This window comes from Streptomyces sp. NPDC032198, assembly GCF_040636975.1.
In the GTDB taxonomy this organism is placed as follows: Bacteria; Actinomycetota; Actinomycetes; order Streptomycetales; family Streptomycetaceae; genus Streptomyces.
The window spans coordinates 182,783-200,027 of sequence record NZ_JBEZVL010000008.1; the positions used below are offsets into that span (position 1 = coordinate 182,783).

Genomic DNA, 17,245 nt, shown 5'->3' on the forward strand with positions numbered 1-17,245 from the left:
CGGAGGGCACGCCTGGCGGTGTGGGTCAAGGGATTGACCCACACCGCCCCAGCCACTACTTTGCGGTGATCGTAGGTCCACGACTACCGAAGGAGGCGACCAGCGGATGTACACCAGCTCTGATCTTGGTCGCCTCGCCCAGTGCACCGTTTGGGTGCCGGGTCGGATCGCGCACGGCTGCTGACACGCCGTTCTGATGTGCCCGTCTGTGGCGCATTCCCGTTTCTCCGTTGTATTCACTTGTATTCACCGGCACGTCATTGCTGCGTGCTGTCGTGCGCCCGCTCCTCTTGCGTGGCGCCTCTGAACACAGAAAGCTGCCTGACGTTGGCGAAGATGATGAATCGACCGCCCATGCTCCGAAAAGAAGGTTTGTGATGGTTGCGGCGCGTATAACGGTCAATGGGAAAGAAGCGCCGATTTCACCCGTTGCGCCCCACACCACAGCGCTGGACTTTCTGCGCGAGCGCGGCCTCACCGGCACCAAGGAGGGCTGCGCCGAAGGTGAATGCGGCGCCTGCTCGGTCCTGGTGGCCCGCCCCGGGGTGAACAAGCCCACCGACTGGGTGGCGGTCAACGCCTGCCTGGTCCCGGTCGCGGCACTCGACGGTCAGGAGATCGTCACCTCAGAAGGGCTCGCCACCGCCGGCGCACCCGGTACGCCGCCCGTCCTTCACCCGGTGCAGGAGGAGATGGCGGAACGCGGCGGCTCCCAGTGTGGCTACTGCACGCCGGGATTCATCTGCAGCATGGCGGCCGAGTACTACCGGCCCAACCGCTGCGCGCACGCGGACTCGGACGGCAACGACAGCGCCGACGCCGAGCATGGTCCCAACGGTTTCGATCTGCACGCGCTGAGCGGAAACCTGTGCCGCTGCACCGGCTACCGCCCCATTCGTGACGCCGCGTTCGCCGTGGGTGCGCCTGCCGACGAGGACCCGCTGGCGCAGCGTCGCGAGCTGGCCCCGCCCGCACCGGCCGCCACCGAATACACCCGGGACGGCAGCACGTTCGTACGCAAGAGCACTCTGGCTGAAACGCTGCGGCTGCTGCGCGAGAGGCCCGACGCGGTGGTCCTCGCCGGCTCCACCGACTGGGGCGTCGAGGTGAACATCCGCGCCCGTCGCGCGGATTGTGTGGTCGCCATCGACCGGCTGCCCGAACTGCGGGAGCTGACGGTCGCGTCCGACGTCATCGAGATCGGGGCGGCGTTGACGCTCACCGAGATCGAGCGTCGTCTCGACGGTGAAGTCCCCCTGCTGGCAGAGCTGTTCCCGCAGTTCGCATCCCGTCTCATCCGCAACGGCGCGACCCTCGGCGGCAACCTGGGCACGGGCTCGCCCATCGGTGACAGTCCGCCTGCGCTGCTCGCGCTGGAGGCATCGGTGGTACTCGCCGACGCCGACGGTGAGCGCGAGGTCCCGTTGGCGGACTACTTCACCGGCTACCGCACGAGCGTGCGTCGTCCCGGTGAGCTGATCCGCGCGGTGCGCATCCCGTTGCCGCTGTCGCCGGTCGTGGCCTTCCACAAGATCGCCAAGCGGCGCTTCGACGACATCTCCAGCGTGGCCGCGGCCTTCGCGCTCGACATCGAGGACGGGATCGTCCGTAAGGCGCGCATCGGCCTGGGCGGAGTGGCCGCCACACCGATCCGCAGCCTTGCCACCGAGGCGGCCCTGGAGGGCGAGCCGTGGTCCGCGGAGACGGTCGAGTCCGCGGCCCGGGTGCTGCGGGACGAGGGCACCCCGATGAGCGATCACCGCGCCAGCGCCGCATACCGTTCCGCGATGCTGGGCCAGAGCCTGATGAAGCTGTACGCGCACACCACCGAGGCGGTCTCGTCATGAGCCATCTGTCCCAGCGCCCCGACAAGCCCGTCGTCGGCGTCTCCATGCCGCACGAGAGCGCAACCCTGCACGTCACCGGCAAGGCGCTCTACACCGACGACCTGGTCCATCGCACGAAGGACGTGCTGCACGCCTACCCGGTCCAGGCCATGAAGGCCCACGGCAGGATCATCGCCCTGCGCACCGAGCCCGCGCTCGCCGTGCCCGGGGTGGTCCGTGTACTGACCGGCGCCGACGTACCCGGCGTCAACGACGCCGGGATGAAGCACGACGAACCGCTCTTCCCCGACGAGGTCATGTTCTACGGGCACGCGGTCGCCTGGGTACTCGGCGAGACCCTGGAGGCGGCCCGGCTCGGTGCGGCCGCCGTCGAAGTGGACCTCGACGAACAGCCCTCCCTGATCACGCTGCAGGACGCGATCGCGGCCGACAGTTTTCACGGCGCCCGACCCGTGATGCTGACCGGTGACGTCGACGCGGGCTTCGCCGACTCCGCGCACGTGTTCACCGGGGAGTTCCAGTTCTCCGACCAGGAGCACTTCTACCTCGAGACGCATGCGGCCCTGGCCCATGTCGACGAGGGCGAGCAGGTGTTCGTCCAGAGCAGCACCCAACACCCCTCCGAAACACAGGAGATCGTCGCGCATGTGCTGGGTCTGCACAGCCACGAGGTGACCGTGCAGTGTCTGCGCATGGGTGGGGGCTTCGGCGGCAAGGAGATGCAGCCGCACGGGTTCGCGGCCGTCGCCGCGCTCGGCGCCAAGCTGACCGGTCGGCCGGTCCGGCTTCGGCTCAACCGGACCCAGGACCTGACGATGTCCGGCAAGCGGCACGGCTTCCACGCCGAGTGGAAGATCGGCTTCGATGCCGACGGCCGCATCCAGGCCCTGAACGCCACGCTGACCGCGGACGGCGGGTGGAGCCTGGATCTCTCCGAACCAGTGGTGGCCCGCGCACTGTGCCACATCGACAACACCTACTGGCTTCCCAACGCGCGCATCACGGGCAGGATCGCCAAGACCCACAAGGTCTCCAACACCGCCTTCCGGGGCTTCGGCGGGCCTCAAGGCATGCTGGTGATCGAAGACATCATGGGCCGGTGCGCGCCGCTCCTCGGCCTGGACCCGATGGAGCTGCGGGAGCGCAACTTCTACCGGCAGGACCAGTCGACGCCGTACGGGCAGCCCGTTCCCCAGCCCGAACGGATCTCCGCCGTCTGGAAGAAGGCCCAGGAGAACGCCGCCGTCGCCGAGCGCCGACGCGAAATCGACGCCTTCAACGCGGCGCACCCGGACACCAAGCGGGCGCTCGCGCTCACCAACATCAAGTTCGGCATCTCGTTCAACCTCACCGCCTTCAACCAGGGCGGCGCGCTGGTGCTGATCTACAAGGACGGCTCGGTCCTGATCAACCACGGCGGCACCGAGATGGGCCAGGGCCTGCACACCAAGATGCTGCAGGTCGCCGCGACCACACTAGGCATCCCGCTGCACAAGGTCCGGCTTGCCCCGACGCGCACGGACAAGGTCCCCAACACCTCGGCGACCGCGGCCAGTTCCGGGGCGGACCTCAATGGTGCGGCGGTGAAGAACGCCTGCGAGCAGTTGCGCGACCGTCTGCTGCAGGTGGCTGCCACCCAGTTGGGTACGAGCGCCGCGGACGTACGCATCGTCGAGGGCCTCGCGCGCGGTCTCGGCAGCGACAAGGAGCTGGCCTGGGACGACCTGGTGCGCGCCGCGTACTTCCAGCGGGTTCAGTTGTCGGCGGCCGGCTTCTACCGGACCGAAGGTCTGCACTGGGACGCGAAGACGTTCACCGGCTCGCCGTTCAAGTACTTCTCCTACGGCGCCGCCGCGGCCGAGGTGGAGGTGGACGGCTTCACCGGCTCGTACCGCATCCGGCGGGTGGACATCGTGCACGACGTCGGCGACAGTCTGTCCCCGATGATCGACATCGGTCAGGTCGAGGGCGGTTTCGTCCAGGGGGCGGGCTGGCTGACGCTTGAGGACATGCGCTGGGATGCCAGTGACGGTCCGCACCGTGGCCGGCTGCTGACCCAGGCGGCCAGCACCTACAAGCTGCCGAGCTTTTCGGAGATGCCCGAGGAGTTCAACGTCACGTTGCTGGAGAACGCCACGGAAGAAGGGGCGGTGTACGGGTCCAAGGCCGTGGGCGAGCCTCCGCTGATGCTGGCGTTCTCGGTGCGAGAAGCGTTGCGGCAGGCCGCCGCGGCGTTCGGGCCGAGCGGGGTCAGCGTCACGCTGGCCTCGCCCGCGACGCCGGAGGCGGTGTACTGGGCGATCGAGAGGGCACGCCAGGGCGATGCCTCCCGGGACGACCATGGCCGGAACGGCGTCGGCCCCGAGCCGCAGCTTGGCGACGTCAAGATCCGCCCCGGCGCAGTAGCGTTGAACAGTGCCTGACATGACGTGGGTCGCCGCGGTCGCACGGTTGCGAGCACGCCGGGAAGCCGGCGTGCTGGTGACCGTCGTGACCGTGCGCGGTCACGCCCCGCGCGATGCCGGAGCGAAGATGGTGGTCGGGCGGAGCGAGACCTGGGGCTCGATCGGTGGCGGAAACGTCGAGGCCGTCGCGATCGACCGGGCCCGAGAGATGATCACCACCGCCAAGGCCGAGCCGGAGCTGATCGACTTCGCCCTGAACGACAAGGTGACCAACCAGCACGGCGTGCAGTGTTGCGGCGGCACGGTCACCGTGCTGCTCGAATCACTGTCCGTGGTACGGACGGTGGCGATCTTCGGTGTGGGGCACGTCGGCCTGGAACTGGCGCGCATCCTGGCACGCCAGGACCTCGACCTGCATCTCATCGACACGCGTTCCGACATCCTCTCCGACAAGCGGCTCGATGTGCTGGCCGACGCGGTGGCCCAAGTACACGTACACCACACGCCGTTGCTGCCCGAAGAGGTGCTGGAGGAGCTTCCGCGCGGCACCCACATCCTGATCATGACCCATGATCATGCCGAGGATGCCGCCCTGTGTGACGCGGCCCTTCGCACCGCTCATCTGGGTTCCATCGGCCTGATCGGGTCGGCGGCCAAGTGGGTGCGGTTCCGCAAGCGCCTCGCCACCGAGGGCGGTCACGACGAGGCCACCATCGATCGCATCAAGACCCCGATCGGGCTGGCCGACGCCACCGGCAAGGAACCGGCGACCATTGCCGTGAGTGTCGCTGCCGATCTGCTGCGCACCTTCGAAGCCGAGGGGAACTGACTCCTCGCTGATCGTTCCGCGAAGGGCCGGGGGAGCACCTCACCGTCCTGCGCAGCGCGTTGCGGGTGCACGCCTTGAGCGCGACGTCGGGCGGGGGCGAGGCGTGCACCCGCGTCACGCCGTCGCGTTGACCGCCGTCACGTCCCCGCCCGTCGTCCGTCGGTACCTGTCCGTGACAGCGGCAACCGAATCCCCGCTCATCCTTCCGCGCATGCTCCGGTCCATCTCCCGATTCGCGCGCAGCACGTCCGCCGTGGGCCCGACCCGCGCTTCCTCGTAACGGGTGAGCGCGGCGGCCACACCGCCCCCGGCGGCCAGTTCTACCGCTAGCGTCCGGGCGTCCACGATCGCCTGGGAGGCACCGTTGGCGCCCGTCGGATAGACAGGGTGCGCGGCGTCGCCGAGCAGCGTCGCGCACCCCCGACCCCAACGCGGCAGCGGATCGCGGTCCACCATGGGGTACTCGAAGATGGCGGGGGTGCTGGTGACCAGCCCGTGCAGGTCCACGCCGAGCGCGGCGAAGTCCCAGCCCGCAAGGTGGCGCAGCACGTCGTCTCCGCTCCCCTCGCGATTCCAGCCCACGTCCTCGATCAGCGGCCCCGGGGCCGCCTCGGGCGCCAGGCACACCCAGTTGACCAGCGGGCGCCGCGCCGAGATCGGGTAGACGACCAGTTGGATGTTCCGCGCGTCGTTCGCGATGATCGCGGATCGGCCCGTCAGGAAGGGTGCCGACTCCACGACGCCCCGCCACAACCGCACCCCCGACCACCGCATCGGACCCTCGTTCGCGTGCAGCGCCGCCCGCACGATCGACCGGGCGCCGTCCGCGCCGACCAGCGCCTGGGCCTCGATCACCGCGGGCAGCCCGGTCGCCCGGTCGGTTGCCCTGACCCGTACCGCGTCCCGCCCGTCGGCGAAGGACTCGAGCCGCGTTCCTGTGCGGACCGCGGCCGGGCCGAGCCGCTCCCGTACCGCGTCGAGCAGCAGGAGCTGCAATTCGCCGCGGTGGATGGCGTATTGCGGCCATCGGTACCCGGCTGCCATGCCGACGTCCTCGGCGAATCGGCGCCGGCCGCGTTCGTCGGCGTAGACCTGCTCGGCAGTGGCGACGCCGGTCGCGGCGAGTGTGTCCCCGAGGCCGAGTCGGGTCAGTTCGCGCACCGCGTGCGGCTGGAGGCTGATGCCCACTCCAAGGGAGGCGATCCGCCGCACCCGTTCGATGACGGTCACCTTGATGCCTTCCGCGTGGAGGGCGAGCGCGGCGGTCAGTCCGCCGATTCCGGCCCCGGCGATCAGTACGCCGGTCTTTTCCGCACTGCTGAGGTCGTTGATTTCCATGGATTCACTGTCGAGCAGCAGCCGATCAGAAGTCCAAGTAGTTCTTCTTCGTCCAACTATGCTTCCCAGTTATGGAGTTGCGACAGCTTGAGTACCTGGTGGCCGTGGTCGAGGAGGCGAGCTTCACCCGGGCGGCGGAGCGGCTGCATGTCACTCAGCCGGGAGTGAGTTCCCAGATAAGGCAACTGGAGCGCGAGCTGGGCCAGCGGCTGCTGGATCGCTCGGGTCGTACGGTCCGTCCCACCGAGGTGGGTGCCACCGTGCTGGAGTACGCGCGCTCCGCGCTCGCCGCGGTGGCGGGCGCTCAACTCGCGGTGGACGAGTACACCGGGCTGCTGCGCGGCTGTGTCGCGGTCGGCACGGTCACCATGGCGTCCGAGCTCGATCTGCCCGGGCTCCTCGCCTCCTTTCACCGCCGCCACCCGGCCGTGGACATCAGCCTTCGGGAGTCCAGTTCGGACGAGCTGGCCGCCGCCCTGACCGCCGGCCGGCTCGACGCGGCCGTGGTCGCCCCGGCCCATGGCCCGCCGCCCGGCATCGAGCTCCAGACCATCGCCGATGAACCGCTGGTGGCCGCCGTGAGCAGGGAAGACCCACTTGCCCTGTCCGGGCGGGACGAGGTCACGCTCACGGAGCTGGCCGACCGTACGCTGATCACTTTCACCCACGCCACCGGCACCCGGGCAGACATCGACGCCGCCTGCGCCGCCGCCGGCTTCCGGCCGCGCATCGCCTTCGAGGCGAGTGACCCGAGGGTGCTGGCGCGGCTCGCGGCGTACGGCATGGGCGTGGCGATCCTGCCCGAGCCGATCGCCCGCGACCACCCGGACGAGCTGCATGTGCTGTTCACCCACCCCGTCATCTGTGGTCGGCTCGCCCTGGCGTGGCGGACGGCGGGCACGGAGAGCCCAGCGGCACGGGCGTTCCTGACCCATGCCCGCACCGCCCTGCGGCCGCGGTGACGAGTGATGGACCGCTGCGCCATCAGCTGGTCTTCGGGCCGACGGTGATCGTCGGTGGCGTTCGGCCTGTCAGGCGCGGTCGTGGAGCGTGACGTGGTAGCCGTCGGGGTCGGCGAAGGTGAAGGTCCGGCCGAAGGGGCCGTCGATCGGCGCGGAGGCGATGGTGTGACCGTCGGCGACGAGAGCATCGTGAATGGCCTGGACGTCCGTGGCGTGGAGCCAGATCGCGGCCCCGATGCCGGGCTGGGCGACGGATGCGAGATCGGTGCCGGGTACGACGGCGCGGAGTGCGAACGTGATCGGCTTCGTCTCGAATACGACGGCGTGTGGAGGCCCGGTCTGTGAGCGGACGAGGCCGAGGTACTGCTCGTAGAACGCCTGCGAAGCGTCGAGGTCGCGTACCTGGAGCGAGATGAAGTCGGGGCCGGTGACGGGCATGATGCTGCTCCTTGTGTCCGTGTCAGATTCCTGACACGGGCCAACGTATGTCAGACTTCTGACATGAGTCAAAAGGGTGTCGGCGTCGACCTGGCCAAATCACTGGGCTACCTGCTGAAAGAGGCATCGAGCGCTCTGCGCGCAGCCATGGAGGAGGTGCTGCGGCCGCTCGGGATGAGCGTGACGCACTACTCCTGCCTGGAGCTGCTGGCCCAACGGCCGGGCTTGTCGAACTCCGAGCTCGCGCGGGGCGCGTTCGTGACACGGCAGTCGATGAACGTGCTGCTCCAGAACCTGGAACGAGAGGGCTACGTGACCAGGCCTGCGGAGGCGCCCGTCGGGAAGGTTCTTCCCGCGCGGCTCACGCCTCGCGGCCGACGGAGCCTGGAGAAGGCGACCGTGGCGGTCCGTTCCGTCGAGGTCAGAATGCTGGCCGACATGACCGAAGCCGAGCAGTCAGACGCGTTCCGGATTCTGCAGGGCATGATCCATTCCCTGCGTAATGGCAACGACGGTGCATAGCTCGCTCCTCGCTCCTCGGCTCGACAGGCCCGGACAGGCGTGAAAACCATTGGGATGCCCGGCTTGCTGCAGGCATGATCGGCTCGTGGACATCTACCTGCAGACCGAGCGCCTGGCCCTGCGCCGCTTTACCGCCGATGACGCGGACCTGCTGATCGAGCTGGACAGCGATCCGGCGGTGATGCGCTACCTGTCCGGCGGACATCCGACCGCACCGGAGGTCGTGCGCGAGCGCCACCTGCCGAACATCATGGCCGGCTACGACAAGTGGGGCGGGGACCTCGGACTCTTCGCCGCGCACGAGAAGGACGGCGGCGCGTTCATCGGCTGGTTCATCCTGCGCCCCGAGCCGGAGGGACCACTGGACGAAGTCGAACTCGGCTACCGGCTGCGGCAGTCGGCCTGGGGCAAGGGCTATGCCACCGAGGGCTCGCGGGCCTTGCTGGGCAAGGCGTTCACCGAGCTCGGTGTGCGCATGGTGTGGGCTGAGACGATGTGTGTGAACCGCGGTTCACGCAACATCATGGAGAAGCTCGAGATGACGCTCGCGGACACCATCCCTACCCCCTCCGACATGCAGCTGGTCGAGGGCTCCGAGCAGGGAGGCGTACGGTACGAGATCACCAAGGAGCAGTGGGAGCGGCAGTAGCCACGGTGAGCAGGGCCGTTCCGCATCCACAACCACCGGAACCGACCGGTGGACGGCAGGCGTCGTGCCAGGTTGAACCCGGAGCGTGCCAGGGGCCGTTGGCGGCGGCAGCAGCAGCAGTAGCAGCGGCGGCGCTGACGCTGCGATCATGGCAGCATGACCGCGCCGCTTCCTGAGCCCCCGCAGCCCACGCTCCAGATCGTGGAAGTGGATGTCCTCGGAGCGGACCGGATGGCCATTGCGGTGCGTTGTCTGGAGACCATGCGGCTGGGCGCCGAGTTTCACCGCACGGATCGGCGCGGCCAAGTGATGCACTTGACGGTGGTGGAGATCCGTCGCTACCCGTCAGTGCCGCCGGTCCCCGTGGTGCATCCGCCCCATGCGGCCCGCGTGATCCTCACGGGTGCAGGGGCTGGACAACTTCGGCTGCGGCCCTGGGGCATCATCAAGGGCAGGAACCCAGCCGGCTGATCCAGAGCAATGGCGCGAAGGAAGGTCATTGGCCACTGTCCGGCGGACCATGTGGCCGTGAGGGCGCCAAGTTAGTTCTCGCGGGCTGGACTGCGCCCGGCTGCGAGGCCTTTCTGCCCGTCGCCCATGGGCAGGACGGCCAGTGCGGTGTCCGCAATGTTCCGCAGCGTCTCCGGGGCGAGGCCAGCTTTGCCCACCGCCTCAATTCCGCGGACCACAGTCAGCAGGAGTGCCGCCAACCGCTCCGGGTCCGCAGTGCTGTCGATGTCGCCGTGGCGCTGGGCGGCGCTGATCTCCGTTCGCAGCAGGGCCAGCAGTGCCGTCATGGTCTCGGCCGACCGTCCGGCGACCGTGGGATCGTTCTGGGCCAGTTCCGCCGCGCCCTTGGCCAACAGGCACCCGCGGCGCTCGGTGTCGGAGGCGGTGTTCTCCGCCATGAGGTGCACGTATCCCGACAGCCGGGCCAAGGCTTCCGCGTCCGGGCCACCTGTCAGCCGCTCTTCGGCCACCTCGACGACTGCGGTGCACCAGTCGCCGAACACGCGGTGGAACAGCTTGCCCTTGTCGCCGAATGCGCCGTACAGGCTGCCCTTGCCCAGTCCGGTCACCCGGGCGATGTCGTCCATCCGGGTTCCCGCATAGCCGGCCGCCCAGAACTGTTCCCGGGCCCGCTCCAGGACGTGGCGTTCGTCGAATGCGCGTGGTCTTGCCATGGTCTCAGCGTATCCATTCTTGACTCGATCGTCCATTACTGCCTAAGTTGTGGACGATCCATTCCACAACTGAAGGGGTTCGCCATGTCAGGCGTGCTGCAGGAGAAGGTGGCCGTGATCACCGGAGGGACCAGCGGGATCGGGCTGGCCATCGCCCACCGCTTCGTCCGGGAGGGTGCACGGGTCTTCGTGACGGGCCGGGACACCGACCGCCTCGAAGCGGCAGTCAAGGAGTTGGGTCCTGCGGCCACCGGCGTACGGTCCGACGTTTCGGTCCTGGCCGACCTGGACGCGCTCTACACGCGAGTCCGCGAGGAGGCCGGACGCATCGACGTGCTGGTGGCCAACGCGGGAATCGTCGCGGACGCTGGGCTCGGCGCCCACACCGAGGCGAACGTCGATCTGACGCTCGCCGTCAACGTCAAGGGCCCGCTCTTCACCGTTCAAAAGGCGCTTCCGCTGCTGGCGGAGAACGCCTCCATCCTGGTCATCGGCTCGAGCAACAGCGTGCGGCCCAATGAGCAACTCGAGGTCTACAGCGCCTCGAAGGTGGCGCTGAGCAACCTCGTGCACAACTGGGCCCGGCAGTCCCGGGAGCGCCGGTTCCGGGTCAACGTGCTCAGCCCCGGGCCCACGCGAACCCCTGGCCTGCTGGGCGCCGCGGGGCCGGACGCCGACCGGTTCGCCGAGGCCGTCGTGCCACTGGGGCGGCTGGCCAACGCCGAGGAAATCGCCGCGGCCGCCCTCTTCCTGGCTTCGGACGCCTCCTCGTTCGTCACCGGCGCCGAACTCTTCGCCGACGGCGGCTACACCCGGGCCTGAACGACGGCCGGTGGTGCGCCTCTGGCTCCCTCGATGCGATGGGGGCGCACCACCGGCCGCGCGTGTGGAGTGCGTCCTGTCGAAGCCAGCGGGCCGACCGCCCCTGCTGCCGTTGCGCTGCCGGTTGGCCCGCTGGTCCTCCCGTGGGCGTCCCAGGCCCTCATCGGGACGGTGCGGAGCGTGAGTCCTTTCCGGGACTCTGTGGCCCGGCGCGCTGTGAAGCCGACCGCTTTCACTTGACCGGAACCGCGCCTCTCGATAGTCACGCGACGCATTGACCCCACAGCACCATCACGGTTGCATGCTTGTGGCCCTCCGGTGGGGACCGGGAAGAGGGGTCATGACTTGTCTTGGGGGGAAAATGAGGGGAACCACGAAGCGGCGAGGCATCAGACGTGTGCGGGCCGCCTTATGCGCCACCGTCGTGGTCTGCGCGGTCACGACGGTGCTGCCCGGAGTCGCTTCGGCCGAGTCCATGAACGTGGCGCGCGTCGCGAGCGACAGCGGAGCCGGGGTCGAGCGGATCAGTGTCGCGCCCGACGGAACCCAGGGCGACGGCGACTCCACCGCCGCCACGATCACCACAAACGGCCGCAGTGTCGCCTTCTCGTCGTTGGCGAACAACCTCACACCCGACAACCCGGCGATACGGGAAAGGGTGTACGTCCGCGACCAGCGGATGAGCAAGACCACGCTGATGAGCACCCCCGTCCGCCCGGACCAGCCCCCGGTGATCAGCGGTGACGGGCAATACGTTGCCATGTGGGGACTGTGGCAACGAGACACGAAGTCCTTCCTGTCCCAGGTGAGTTCGGGAAGCACGATCGGCATGAACTGCGCGGGACTCAGCTGCAGCCAGACATCGCTGAGCGCGGACGGCCGCTACATCGCCCAGGTCGCCACCTTCAACCGACCGCCGTCCCGGCAGCGCATCGAGGTACGGGACTGGCGCGCCAACACCACCGAAACCGTCTACGAGTTCGACCACACCGTCTCGTCCCGGCCCTCCATCAGCGGCGACGGCCGCTTTGTCGCCTACCAGGACGGCAAGACGGAGGACGTCTTCGTGTGGGACCGGACCGACGACACCTCAGCCGGCCCGATCGAGGGGCCGTCCAAGGCAGCGAAACTCGTCCAGATCAGCAAGGACGGCAGCAAGATCGTCTACCTCTCGGGCTCCGACACCTACGTCCAGGACGAGAGCTCGGGCACCGACCAACTGGTGCCCAACGTACGGGGCCTGGCCATCGACCCCACCGGCCGCTACCTGCTGTACGCCCCGAACGACACGACCGGACCGTCGCTCGTGCTGCGCGACCTGCGGACGGGCACCGACGAGGTCGTCTCGAACCAGCCCGCCACGGCCGGGACCGACACGGTCAGTGCCGGTGGGCGTGACGTGGTCTTCCACTCCACGGCCGACGACATCGTGCCCGGCGACACCAACGGTAAGTCGGACGTCTTCGTCCGCCGCTTCTACTGATCGCACCACGACAGCCACGCTCTCCTGCTGCCCCACCGCTCGCGCGCGAGCGGCGGGGCAGCAAGGTTCGTAGCGGAGCCGGGGCCGACGCAGGGGCCCGATCCAGCCGGGGGACTCTCCTACGTCTTGGGCACCGAGAAGCGGAAGAGCTTGCCGGACCAGGTGGCGTACAGGTTGTCGCCGACGGCTTGCGCGGTCCAGGATCCGGGGCCGCCGGTGGCCCGGTAGTGCCAGACCTGCTTGCCGGTGTCGGCGCGGAAGGCATACAGGCCCTTCGTGCCCGCGGCGAGGAACAGTCCGCGCAGGGCGCCCAGGAGTTTGAGGTCACCCAGTCCCGCCCCTGCCGTCCAGCGTTTCCCTCCGGTCTTGGCGTCGAGCCCGTGCAGGACCTTCTTGTCCAGGTAGCAGACGGTCGAACCGGTGCGTGCGTAACCGCGGTTGCCGCGGGCGGCGGTCTGCGCCGTCCACAGGGTCTTGCCCGACGCGGGGTCGAAGGCTGCCAGCAAGCCGCGGGTCGAGCCATTGAAGCCGGTGCTCGGGTAGCAGAACAGGGTGCCCCCGAGCAGGCTCAGGGATCCGGCCCAGCCGAGGACCTCGCTGTTGGTGGGAGGGAGTTTGGTGGGCTTGCTCCAGAGCGTCCTGCCGTCGTCGGGATCAAGGGCGAGCAGCTTCATTTCGGCGTCGATGCCGTAGAGCACCTTGTCCTTGTCCTGCGGGCCCTCCGACAGACGCTCCGGTGGGTACAGAGTGACGAGGTCCTTCGTCCATACGCGCTCGCCCGACTTCCGGTCGAGGGCGGAGTAGCCCCTGAGCATCGCGGCCGGGTTGACTTTCGACGCATCGCCCCAGGCGAGCAGCGCCCCCGCCGGGGTGGCGCCGATGATCACGCTGACGTCCTGCTCGTCACGCGAGGTCCACCGCACCTCACCGCTCGATGCCTCCAGGGCCCGGAAGCGTCCGCCGCTCGTGGTCATGACCAACTCGCCGTCCGAGAAGTCCAGTTTGGGCGCGCTGCCCCCGGCCGGGGGCGCGTCCCACAGCTCCTTTCCGGACCGGCCGTCGAATGCGTACACCTTGCCATCGGTGCGCACGGTGTAGACGCGCTTGTCGTCCGGGAGGGCGTCGGTGTTCTGGCCGCCGAGGTCCTTCCACAGGAGCTTGCCGGTGCCCCGGTCGAAGCAGGCACCGGAGGCCTTCTCCGTACACAGCAGCGTGGAGCGCGTGACCGAGCGCAGGAACATGCCGGGCTGCGGAAGCTCCTTGGCCCAGTCGAGGGTGGGGGCGGCAACCGTGCCCCCGCCGTCCCCGCCGCGTGAGCGAAGGAACCAGGCGGTGCCGCCCGCTGCCGCGCTCGCGGCGAGTACGGCGCCGCCGGTCAGCAACCGGCGGCGGCTGAGCAACGGGGTGCGTAGGGCGCCCTGCAACATGCGCTGGTCCTCGGTCACCTGGAGCTCGACCGCGCCGAGCCAGCCGGCGGTGGTCTCCGGGCGCAGCCAGGCCTGGAGCTGTTCGACGGTGGGGCGGCGCGCGGGGTCCTTTTCGAGGCAGGCGGTGACGATGCCGAGCAGGCCGTGGGGGACGCCGTTCAGCTGCGGCGCTTCGTAGGCGGCCCGGTAGAGCAGGGCGTGGACCGCGCCCGTACCGAAGGGCGGAGCGCCGGTGGCTGCGAGGGCGAGTACGCAGCCGAAGGCGAACACGTCGCTCGCGGGGGTGAGTTCGCCCCCGCGCGACTGCTCGGGCGACATGAAGCCGGGCGATCCCGCGACCTGGCCCTCGGCGGTCAGCACGGTTCCGTCGACGGCCCGGCTGATGCCGAAGTCGATGACCCGGGGGCCGTCGCGGGTGAGGAGGATATTGGACGGCTTGAGGTCGCGGTGGATGAGCCCGGCGCGGTGGATCGCGGCCAGCGCCTCGGCCAGGCCGCCGCCCAGGACGCGCAAGGTGGCCTCGGGCATGGGCCCGTGGGCGTCCAGGGCGTCGGTGAGGGAAGGGCCGGGGATGTACGCGGTGGCCAGCCACGGCTGGGGTCCCTCGGGATCGGCGTCGACGACCGGCGCGGTGAAGGCACCGGACACCGCTCGGGCGGCCTCGACCTCGGCCCTGAAGCGGCGGCGGAAATCGGGGTCGGCGGCCAGTTCGGGACGCACGACCTTGACGGCGACCGCACGGCCGCTGCGCGACGCGGCGAGGTGGACGCGGCCCATGCCGCCCGCACCGAGTTCTCGGATCACCCGGTAGGGGCCGATGTACGTGGCAGGGGCAGGGGCAGGGGCAGGGGCAGGGGCAGGGGAGGCGGCTTGCGGGGGAGGCGCGGACGGACTTGGTCCGGGCGGCGTTGGCCCAGGCGGTGTTGCTCCCGGCGTCGCGGGTGCGGACGGCGGCACGGGTGGTGTGGGTGGCATGGTCACGGCGTGTCGCTCCGGAAGGCGTAAAGGGTGGTCTCGGATGCGGCGAAGAGGGTGCTGCCGGAGATCTGGAGCAGCCAGTTGCTCTTGCCCCCGGCTTCGGCGCCGGAGGGCTGGTGTGCCCACTGCGCCTTGCCGTCGGAGGCGCGCAGGACGACGAACCCCGGTACGTCACCGGTGGCCCAGGTAGGGATCGCCACTACGGACGAGGAGACGACGGGCCCCTGGTCCTGTGCGCCGCCGGTGGTCGTCAGGTGTACCGGGCTCTCGGTGTGCCACGCCTGCTCACCGCTGCGCATGTCCAGGGCGAACACGGTGCCCGGTCCGTCGTAGAGATAGGCCCGCTTGCCGCGGACCCTGGCCGGGCTGATGGTGGTCGTCTCGTTGACCGCGGTCCACAGCTTCTTGCCGTCGGCGACGCGGAAGGCCTGCACCTTGGTGCTGGTGACGAGCAGGGTCTTGCCGTCGGTGGACAGATGGGGATAGGCGCCGGGCTTGATGACGTCCCGGACCTTCCACCGCTCGGCACCCGAGCGCAGGGCAAGGCCACGGAGCGTGCCGTTGTCCTGGAGGAAGCAGCGGCTTCCCTCGGCGTACGCCTGGAAATCGCTGCCCTTGACCTTGCGCGACCACAGCACCTCGCCGGAGCCGAGATCGACCGCGAGCACCCCGTATCCCTTGTGACCGCTGGTGCCGACGACCGCCACCGAACCGGCGACGGACAGGATGCTCTCGACGAAGTCGGCGGACTGGGCGTCGGCGCGCTGCTCGGTGATCGCGTGGGTGAACTTCTGCTTGCCCGCGGCGTCGACGCCGAACAGATAGCCGCGCTCGCCGCTCCAGGCTGAGGCGAAGAGCGTCGGCCCGTGCACGCCCAGCCACTTCGGGTCCCCTGACGTGCCGGAGGGTAAGCGCAGCGACCCCGCCCAGAGTTCCTTCCCCGCAGTGGTGTCATAGGCGGTGGCGCGTCTTTGCTCCCAGTGCACCAATACGTCGTCCAGGAGCTGGAGTTGGGCGCTGTCCAGCTTCTTCAGCGGGACCGTCCACCGCGGCTTCGGGCCGCCCGGGACCTTGGGTTCGGGCCGGCCGGTGGTGCCCGCGCTGCCGCCGCCGCGGGCCGGTGTCGTGCTTGGCTTCGACCGCCACCCGGTCAGCGCCGCGGCCCCGCCGCCCGCGGCGACGGTGGTGGCGGCCGCGGATATCCACAAGAACCTGCGGCGACTGGGCCCCCTGGGGGGAGCGGTGGCGAACGGGTCCTCTGACGGTCCAAGGGGCGTCATGGGTACGGGCGGCGCGGACACCAGAACGGCGGCGTGTGCCTCCCGCCGCGCCAGATCCTGCCGCAGGCCCTGCGTGAGCAGGGCGGCAGGGTCCGCGGTCCCCAGCACGCCCAGCACTGACGCGGCGGGCGGCCTGCGGGCGGGGTCCTTGTCCAGGCAGGCGCTCACCAGCGGCGTCAACGCCGAGGGTATTCCGTCCAGTTGGGGCGGATGGTGGACGGCCCGGTAGAGGATCTCGGCTGTCCCTCCGGAGCCGAAGGGGCCGCGCCCGGTGGCCGCGAAGACCAGCACGCAGCCCAGCGAGAAGAGGTCGGCCGCCGGTCCGGCCTCGCGGCTCGAAGTGATCTGCTCGGGTGCCATGAACCCGGGCGTCCCCATCACGGCACCGGTCCGGGTCACCTGGGTGGCGTCCACCGCGCTGCTGATGCCGAAGTCGATGACCCGGGGCCCGTCTTCGGCGATGAGTACGTTGCCGGGCTTGAGGTCACGGTGCACGATGCCGGCGTCATGAATGGCCAGCAGCGCCTCCGCGAGGCCGGTGCCAAGGGCCCGCAGGCCCGCCTCGGGCAGCACACCGAAGCCGCTGACGACCTCGTGCAGCGACGGCGCGGGAACGTAGGCCGTGGCCAGCCAGGGCTGCGGGGCGTCCGCGTCCGCGTCGAGCACCGGCGGGGTGAAGAATCCGCTCACGCGGCGGGCGGATTCGGCCTCGCGCCGGAAACGCCCGCGGAAGTTCGGCGCCTCGGCGTACTCGGGCCGGATGACCTTCAGGGCCACCAGCCGCGAACCCGGCGACCGGGCCAGGAACACCCTGCCCATGCCGCCTTCGCCGAGGAGCTGAAAGACCTCGTAGGGGCCGATACGGGAAGGGCTCCGCTGGCCCGGGACTTGCCCCGGGACTTGCCCAGGGATCTGACCGGGCGGCTGCGGGAGGCCGGTGAGAGGCCGGGTCGGTGTGGCCGGAGGCTGGGGCACGGTGGTGTGCGCCGCCCTTGCGGCCGGAGGCTGCGGCACCGTGGTGTGCGCAGGCCGTGCGGCCGTGGGGTCGCTGCTTTCGTGGGGAGGGGTATGCACGACGTCG

Annotated in this window: 14 protein-coding genes; 9 read left to right on the top strand and 5 right to left on the bottom strand. The window is 69.8% G+C overall.

All coding sequences use genetic code 11. From position 1 onward, the window contains the following. The first annotated feature begins 377 nt into the window (after positions 1–377). Genes AB0E78_RS22485 through xdhC form a run of 3 tightly spaced genes read left to right on the top strand, consistent with a single transcriptional unit; the run spans position 378 to position 5,081 of the window. Entirely contained in the window at positions 378–1,847 is a 1,470-nt protein-coding gene (locus tag AB0E78_RS22485) for an FAD binding domain-containing protein (protein ID WP_361835158.1), read from the top strand. After that, on the top strand, positions 1,844–4,270 hold the full coding sequence (xdhB, locus tag AB0E78_RS22490; protein WP_361835161.1) for a xanthine dehydrogenase molybdopterin binding subunit: 2,427 nt from the start codon (positions 1,844–1,846) through the stop codon (positions 4,268–4,270). Before AB0E78_RS22485 ends, xdhB begins: the two co-directional genes overlap by 4 nt. Position 4,271: 1 nt before the next feature. Further along, positions 4,272–5,081 (top strand): xanthine dehydrogenase accessory protein XdhC, encoded by an 810-nt coding sequence (xdhC, locus tag AB0E78_RS22495; protein WP_361835884.1) that lies wholly within the window; start codon positions 4,272–4,274, stop codon positions 5,079–5,081. Positions 5,082–5,195: 114 nt separating this feature from the next. Here the strand turns inward: xdhC and AB0E78_RS22500 are convergent, their stop codons facing one another. After that, complete coding sequence (locus tag AB0E78_RS22500) at positions 5,196–6,419, bottom strand: FAD-dependent monooxygenase (protein WP_361835164.1); 1,224 nt, start codon at positions 6,417–6,419, stop codon at positions 5,196–5,198. 71 nt (positions 6,420–6,490) lie between these two features. On the opposite strand from AB0E78_RS22500, the gene AB0E78_RS22505 reads away from it, so the two are divergent. Then, entirely contained in the window at positions 6,491–7,381 is an 891-nt protein-coding gene (locus AB0E78_RS22505; RefSeq protein ID WP_361835167.1) for a LysR substrate-binding domain-containing protein, read from the top strand. A 69-nt stretch (positions 7,382–7,450) separates the two neighbouring features. Here the strand turns inward: AB0E78_RS22505 and AB0E78_RS22510 are convergent, their stop codons facing one another. Beyond that, a complete protein-coding gene (locus tag AB0E78_RS22510; RefSeq protein ID WP_361835170.1) occupies positions 7,451–7,819 on the bottom strand; it encodes a VOC family protein in 369 nt (122 codons plus the stop codon). Between the two features lie 63 nt (positions 7,820–7,882). On the opposite strand from AB0E78_RS22510, the gene AB0E78_RS22515 reads away from it, so the two are divergent. From AB0E78_RS22515 to AB0E78_RS22525, 3 genes are all read left to right on the top strand, one after another. After that, complete coding sequence (locus tag AB0E78_RS22515) at positions 7,883–8,341, top strand: MarR family transcriptional regulator (protein WP_361835173.1); 459 nt, start codon at positions 7,883–7,885, stop codon at positions 8,339–8,341. A gap of 85 nt (positions 8,342–8,426) precedes the next feature. Continuing rightward, positions 8,427–8,990: a GNAT family N-acetyltransferase gene (locus AB0E78_RS22520; RefSeq protein WP_361835176.1), complete on the top strand. Its 564-nt coding sequence runs from the start codon at positions 8,427–8,429 to the stop codon at positions 8,988–8,990. 156 nt (positions 8,991–9,146) lie between these two features. Continuing rightward, positions 9,147–9,461: a hypothetical protein gene (locus AB0E78_RS22525; RefSeq protein ID WP_361835179.1), complete on the top strand. Its 315-nt coding sequence runs from the start codon at positions 9,147–9,149 to the stop codon at positions 9,459–9,461. Between the two features lie 71 nt (positions 9,462–9,532). Here the strand turns inward: AB0E78_RS22525 and AB0E78_RS22530 are convergent, their stop codons facing one another. After that, the gene (locus AB0E78_RS22530) at positions 9,533–10,174 is read right to left on the bottom strand and encodes a TetR/AcrR family transcriptional regulator (protein ID WP_361835182.1); all 642 of its coding nucleotides are present in this window, start codon (positions 10,172–10,174) and stop codon (positions 9,533–9,535) included. Between the two features lie 84 nt (positions 10,175–10,258). Here AB0E78_RS22530 and AB0E78_RS22535 point away from each other — a divergent pair, with 84 nt between their 5' ends. Both AB0E78_RS22535 and AB0E78_RS22540 read left to right on the top strand, forming a co-directional pair. Beyond that, on the top strand, positions 10,259–10,996 hold the full coding sequence (locus AB0E78_RS22535; protein WP_361835185.1) for an SDR family oxidoreductase: 738 nt from the start codon (positions 10,259–10,261) through the stop codon (positions 10,994–10,996). Positions 10,997–11,393: 397 nt separating this feature from the next. Beyond that, positions 11,394–12,479: a hypothetical protein gene (locus AB0E78_RS22540; RefSeq protein ID WP_361835188.1), complete on the top strand. Its 1,086-nt coding sequence runs from the start codon at positions 11,394–11,396 to the stop codon at positions 12,477–12,479. Between the two features lie 119 nt (positions 12,480–12,598). On the opposite strand, the gene AB0E78_RS22545 is transcribed toward AB0E78_RS22540, so the two are convergent. Continuing rightward, the gene (locus tag AB0E78_RS22545; protein WP_361835191.1) at positions 12,599–14,710 is read right to left on the bottom strand and encodes a PQQ-binding-like beta-propeller repeat protein; all 2,112 of its coding nucleotides are present in this window, start codon (positions 14,708–14,710) and stop codon (positions 12,599–12,601) included. A gap of 173 nt (positions 14,711–14,883) precedes the next feature. Further along, the gene (locus AB0E78_RS22550) at positions 14,884–17,238 is read right to left on the bottom strand and encodes a PQQ-binding-like beta-propeller repeat protein (protein WP_361835194.1); all 2,355 of its coding nucleotides are present in this window, start codon (positions 17,236–17,238) and stop codon (positions 14,884–14,886) included. Positions 17,239–17,245 lie beyond the last annotated feature (7 nt).